Raw genomic sequence first — 5233 nt, 5'->3', positions numbered from 1 at the left:
GCCATGGGCGTCTGCGTCGTGGGGGGCGGGCCCTATTACAAGTGGGGCTACTCCGTGGTCAAGGGGGTGGACAAGGTGGTGCCGGTGGACGTGTACGTGCCGGGCTGTCCCCCGCGGCCGGAGGCGCTTCTGGACGGAATCCTCAAGCTGCAGAAGAAGATTCAGCGGCAGACGCTGGCCAGGGACCCCGAGGTGGACCGGGACGCGTATCTCGTGACCCCCGCGCTTCCGGGCCGCAAGGGCTCCTACGCGGAAGTCCGGCCGCTCGGATAACTCCCAGGAAAGGAACGCTCCCATGTCCAAAGTCGCTCAGGTCGGCGCGGACGCCTTCGAGGCGGAAGTTCTGCGCGCCGCGGGGCCCGTCCTGGTCGATTTCTACGCCACCTGGTGCGGACCGTGCCGCGCGCTCGCCCCGGTGGTCGAGGAGATCGCCCGCGAGAAGGGCGCCTCGCTCAAGGTCGTGAAAGTGGACGTGGACGACGCCCAGGACGCCGCCGCCTCCCACGGCGTGCTCTCCGTCCCCACGCTCGTCCTGTTCCGCGGCGGACGCGAAGTCTGGCGCCACGTCGGGGCCGCCCCGAAAGCGGCGCTCCTCAAGGAGATCGACCCGCACCTCAAAGCCTGAGCCGCCGGTCTTTACCCGGGCCCGCGCGCGGCGTCCAATAGGGTGTGAGCCTCCTCGCGTGGATCGCGGCGCTCGGGACGCTTCAGGACCCCGCCGGCCGCCTCCTCGACGCGGTCGAGCGGGCGGATCCGGCGGCCGCCCGGGAGGCCCAGGCGGGCCTCGCCCGCGAGGACGGCCCGCGCGCGGCGCGGGCGGTCGCCTCCGCCCTGGGCCGCTTCCGCGACCGGCAGGCGGCCCTCCTGAGCGCCCTCCGGGACGCCCGCCGCGACGTCGAGGACCTCGACACGGCCTTCTCCTTCGGGCTCGGCGAGGAACGCGCGCAGGACCGCCGCCGGGCCGAAGCCGTCCGCCGCGTGACGGAGCTCACCCGCCGCGCCGTGGACGGAGAGATCGTCTACGATCTCCTCCGCGAAGGCCTGCGTCCCCTCGCGGAGCGGGCGCCGGAGGAGCTCGCCCGGGAAGCCCGCCGCTCGGCCTCCTGGGTCCTCAAGAGCGAGATCTACGAGGCGCTCGCCGAAGCCGGGGCGCGCCTGCCTCTCGAAGCCGCGCTCGAAGGGGAACGCGAGCCCGTCGTCCTGGCGGCGATCGTCCCCGGACTCGGCCCGCGGGCCGCCGCCGCGTTCCTCGAGCACCCCTGCTGGCAGGTGCGGGAGGCCGCGATCCGGGGCCTGGCCGCCTCCCCGGAGTCCGTCCCCCGCCTCGTCGAGGTCCTGGCGACCGGCGACCTGCGCCTCCGCGACGCGGCGCACCGGGCGCTCGAGGCGCTCACGGGAGAGCGCCTCCCGCCGGACGTCCACGCCTGGCGCGCCCGGCGGGAAAGCGGAGGCGCCGCCGGCGATCCTTCCCCCCGCCCGGGCGTGACGACGGCGTTCTACGACGTGCCCGTGGCCTCGTCGCGCGTGTGCTTCGTCCTCGACCGCTCCCTCAGCATGCGCGAAGAAGGACGCTTCGAGGCCGCGCGGCGGGAGCTCAAGCGGCTGCTGGGCGCCCTGCCGGACGGGACCCGCGTCAACATCCTCTTCTTCGGAGCCGGCGTTTCTTCCTTCGCGGGGACTCTGCGTCCGCTCGACGCCCACGCGCGGCGCGACGCCGCCGATTTCGTGGACCGCCAGGCCCCGGACGCGCGCGGGACCGATCTCTACGGAGCGCTCGAGAAGGCGCTGCTCTGGGTCGGGAACCCCGACTCGGGAATCCTGCGCGAGGAAGGGGCCGACACGATCGTGCTTCTTTCCGACGGGCGCCCCACGGTGGGTCGCGTCGTGGACGAGGAGCTCGTGGGCCGGGTCGTGGCCCGGCGCGCGCGCCCGCTGCGGCCGGTCTTCCACGCCGTGCGGCTCGGGGCGGAGGCGCCCATGCTGCGGAGCCTGGCGGAGCGCACGGGGGGCCGGTATCTCCTCCTCCCGTAACGGGGGGCGTCCGGAACGGCTCATCGGGACGGAAGCCTGAAGGAGCCGCCCATGAAAGACCAGGTCAAGGACCCCGTCTGCGGCATGTTCGTCGATCGAACCACGCCCCGCAAGGCCACGGTGCACGGCCGCGAGTATCATTTCTGCTCCGACGCGTGCATGACGCGCTTCCAGGAGAACCCCTCCGCCTTCGTCGCCGAGTGAGCGGTCCCGGGAACGCGCGGTGAAAAACGCCCCCGGCGCCGGCCTTTTCTGCGCGGCGGCCCTTCTGGCCGCCTGCGAGCGCGAAGAGCTCCCCCAGGAACCCCCGGAACCGCCCCGGACCGCGCGCGCGGATCTTCTGGACGCCCGGGGGAAGCTCGTGGGACAGGCTCTCTTCCGGGAAGACGAGCGGGGCGTCTGGATCGACCTGCGGATCGCGGACCTGCCTCCGGGCGTCCACGCCGTGCACATTCACGAGACCGGCGAGTGCCGGCCCCCCGAGTTCCGCAGCGCCGGGGACCACTTCAACCCGTTCGGCCGCAAGCACGGACTGCTCCATCCGGACGGGCCGCACGCGGGAGACCTCCCCAACGTCACGGTCGGGGAGGACCGCCGCGCGCGGGCGCTCCTCCTGGCGCCGCACGTGACGCTGGGGCCGGGGCGCCACTCCCTCCTGCGGCCCGGCGGCACCTCGCTCGTCCTGCACGAGAAGCCCGACGACGGAACGAGCCAGCCCTCCGGCGACTCCGGCGGGCGGATCGCCTGCGGCGTCATCCGGCGGGACTGAGGCGGAATTTGATTGACGGAAAGACCTCCAACTCACAGCCTTTTATCCAGACGCCGGAGGTTCCCTGTCCGTCCCCGGCGGAGGTCGCCCAAGGGAAGCGTTATGGAGCACTCCGAAAACGGATCGCGCCGGAACTCGTTCCCGGAGAAGCTCTTCCTCCTGCGCGAGTTCCTCCGCGACTACCGCATCGCCTCGGTCAAATCCACCTCCGCCTATCTCGTCCGCCGGATCTGCAATCGGATCGATTTTTCGCGCCCGCGGGTGGTCGTCGAGTACGGGCCCGGCACGGGGCCGTTCACCCGCATGCTCCTCGAGCGGCTCCCCGCCGGGTCGCGGCTGATTCTCATCGAGCGCAACCCGGACTTCGTGCGCCTGCTGCGCAGGCTGCGCGACCCCCGGGCGAGCGTCTTCTGGGACAGCGCCGAGAACGTCCGGGAGGTGCTCCGCGAGGCGGGCGTGGAACGGGTCGACTACGTGCTTTCCGGGATCCCCTTCTCGCTTTATTCGGAGACGGACAAGCGCGCCATCCTCCGGGACACGCGCGCGGTCCTGGACGCGCACGGGGCGTTCCTCGTGTACCAGAGCTCCGGCCACCTGAAGCGATATCTGGACGAGGTCTTCCCCCGCGTGTCCCTCACGGTCGAGCCCTTCCACATCCCGCCGCTTTTCGTCATGGAGGCCCGCGCGCTGCCCAAGCGCGGGACGAACGGGAGCTCCAACGGGAACGGCGCGGCGTTCAGCTCTGGAAAATCGGAAGGTAACCCAGCGGCGTGGAAAGAATGATGACGGCGATGGCCGTCTGATAGACCGGACCGGCTCCGTCGTCGCTGCCGAGGCTTCCGCTCGACCAGCAGCCGTTGGCCTGCTGCTTGGGAAGAAGCCGCCCCTTGATCCGCTCGTACCACTGCTCCCAGTCCTTGCCTCCCACCTGGTGCAGCGCGTGCGCGGCGTAGTACTGGCCGTACCAGAAGTGCTTCTTGTCGTCCGCGTTCTTGAGAAGATACTCCACGGCCCGCCGGATCTCCTGCGCGTCGTACCGGCCCCCGAGCTGGAGGACGCACACCCCCGCCGCCGTCCGCGCGAAGCCCGGCTCGCGGCTGCCGGGCTGGTAGGTGTACCCGCCGCTCTTGGCGTCGTAGCAGCGCCCGATGTACGCGAGCGCCTTCTCGAGCGTCGCGTCCGGGACGTGCAGCCCGCCGTTCTTGGCCGCCCGCAGCGCCATCACCTGCATGATCGTCACCGAGATGTCGTGCCCCGAAGGCGCCGGATCGTACCTCCAGCCGCCCTCCCGGTGCTGCGACCGGACGATGAGTTCCACCGCCTTCTCGAGGGCGGGACGGATCTCCTCGTCGCCCGTCGTGCCCCAAAGCTCCGCCAGCGCCAGGGTCGCCATCCCGTGGCAATACATGTTGCCGCCCCGGGGGCCCACCACGTACCCGTCCGGCCGGGTCGCCGCCACGAGGAACCGCGCGCCCTTGGCCACTTCCGGGCCGTAGAGCCCCTGGCCCGGCAGGTGGCCCTGCGACAAAAACGCCAGCAGCGCAAACGACGTGATCGCCGTATTGTGCGGATACCGGCCGTCGCCCCACGAGCCGTCCGCGTGCTGCTGGGAGGCCAGCCACTCGAGCGCCTTGGCCGTGGCCTTCCGCGTGGGCTCGTCGAGCCCGTCCCCGGCGGAGGCGACCCGCCCGCCGAAAAGAATACCCAGGAAGAACGCCCCCGCGAGCGCCTTCATTTCTTCTTCTCCGGCGAAACGGGCGCGGAGGCCGCCCGGCCCCGCGCCAGATTCACGTAGTACTGCTGAATGAGCGCCGCGTATTCCGGCGGAAGCCCCTCGCCGAGCGCCTGGCGAATGAGGTCCCGCTGCCGGGGCGGGAGATAGAGAAACGAGCCGCTCCCCTGCGCCTGCCCGAGCTGCGAGGGCGCGTTTTTGAGCGTTCCGTCAGGCTCCCGGTCCCCCCGGCCGCGCGACGCGTTTTCTTCCGGCGAGGGCGCCGGGGTCCGGCCCTGTCCGGGCGCGGGCGCCTGTCCCGGGGCCTGAGCCTGTTGCCCGGCGGCGGGTTCGGGGAGCCCCGCGGCGGCGGGTTCCGGAGCGCCTTCGCCGGCCGTCGCCTGGGCGGCCTGGCCGGGCTGAACCGCCGGGAGTCCCCGCGCGGCAAGCTGCGCGTTGAGCTGTTCGAGCGCCCGGCCCAGCGCTTCCACCGCCTGACCTTGCGACCGGGCCGCCGCGGCCGGCTGGGCCTGATCCAGCGCCCCGGCCGCCTGGCCGAGGTCCCGCGCCGCCTGTCCCAGGTCGGGCTGCACCCCCGGCGGGGAGACGGCCTGCGCCTGCGCGGTGGCCGCCTGAGCCTCCGCGGTGGCCCGCTCGGAATTCAGCATCGCCTGCGCGGCCGCCAGAAGCTCGGCCTGGGCGCGCGCGAGCGGCGCGGCGGC

At 72.5% G+C, this 5233-nt stretch carries 8 protein-coding genes; 6 read left to right on the top strand and 2 right to left on the bottom strand.

Annotation, left to right across the window (positions count from 1 at the left end; all coding sequences use genetic code 11):
* The 6 genes from VNO22_15225 to VNO22_15200 form a co-directional block, all read left to right on the top strand.
* Window positions 1-273: NADH-quinone oxidoreductase subunit B (locus VNO22_15225; protein HXG62719.1), on the top strand; the 273-nt coding region annotated here is incomplete at its 5' end.
* Between the two features lie 22 nt (window positions 274-295).
* Window positions 296-625: a thioredoxin gene (gene trxA / locus VNO22_15220; protein ID HXG62718.1), complete on the top strand. Its 330-nt coding sequence runs from the start codon at window positions 296-298 to the stop codon at window positions 623-625.
* A gap of 44 nt (window positions 626-669) precedes the next feature.
* Window positions 670-2031: a VWA domain-containing protein gene (locus VNO22_15215; GenBank protein ID HXG62717.1), complete on the top strand. Its 1362-nt coding sequence runs from the start codon at window positions 670-672 to the stop codon at window positions 2029-2031.
* A 51-nt stretch (window positions 2032-2082) separates the two neighbouring features.
* Window positions 2083-2235, top strand: a complete 153-nt coding sequence (locus VNO22_15210) for a YHS domain-containing protein (protein HXG62716.1) — start codon at window positions 2083-2085, stop codon at window positions 2233-2235.
* Between the two features lie 19 nt (window positions 2236-2254).
* Window positions 2255-2800 (top strand): superoxide dismutase family protein, encoded by a 546-nt coding sequence (locus VNO22_15205; GenBank protein HXG62715.1) that lies wholly within the window; start codon window positions 2255-2257, stop codon window positions 2798-2800.
* Window positions 2801-2902: 102 nt separating this feature from the next.
* The gene (locus tag VNO22_15200) at window positions 2903-3583 is read left to right on the top strand and encodes an NAD-binding protein (GenBank protein ID HXG62714.1); all 681 of its coding nucleotides are present in this window, start codon (window positions 2903-2905) and stop codon (window positions 3581-3583) included.
* Here the strand turns inward: VNO22_15200 and VNO22_15195 are convergent.
* Together VNO22_15195 and VNO22_15190 are read right to left on the bottom strand one after the other, a co-directional pair.
* Window positions 3537-4535 (bottom strand): prenyltransferase/squalene oxidase repeat-containing protein, encoded by a 999-nt coding sequence (locus VNO22_15195; protein HXG62713.1) that lies wholly within the window; start codon window positions 4533-4535, stop codon window positions 3537-3539. The two genes, VNO22_15200 and VNO22_15195, sit on opposite strands and share 47 nt — an antisense overlap.
* The coding region (locus VNO22_15190) for a hypothetical protein (GenBank protein ID HXG62712.1) at window positions 4532-5233 on the bottom strand (702 nt) is incomplete at its 5' end. The genes VNO22_15195 and VNO22_15190, both read right to left, overlap by 4 nt.

It is taken from the genome of Planctomycetota bacterium, assembly GCA_035574235.1.
In the GTDB taxonomy this organism is placed as follows: Bacteria; Planctomycetota; MHYJ01; order MHYJ01; family JACPRB01; genus DATLZA01.
Note: the sequence above shows the minus strand (reverse complement) of the source record. Positions and strands in the feature narration are given on the sequence as shown.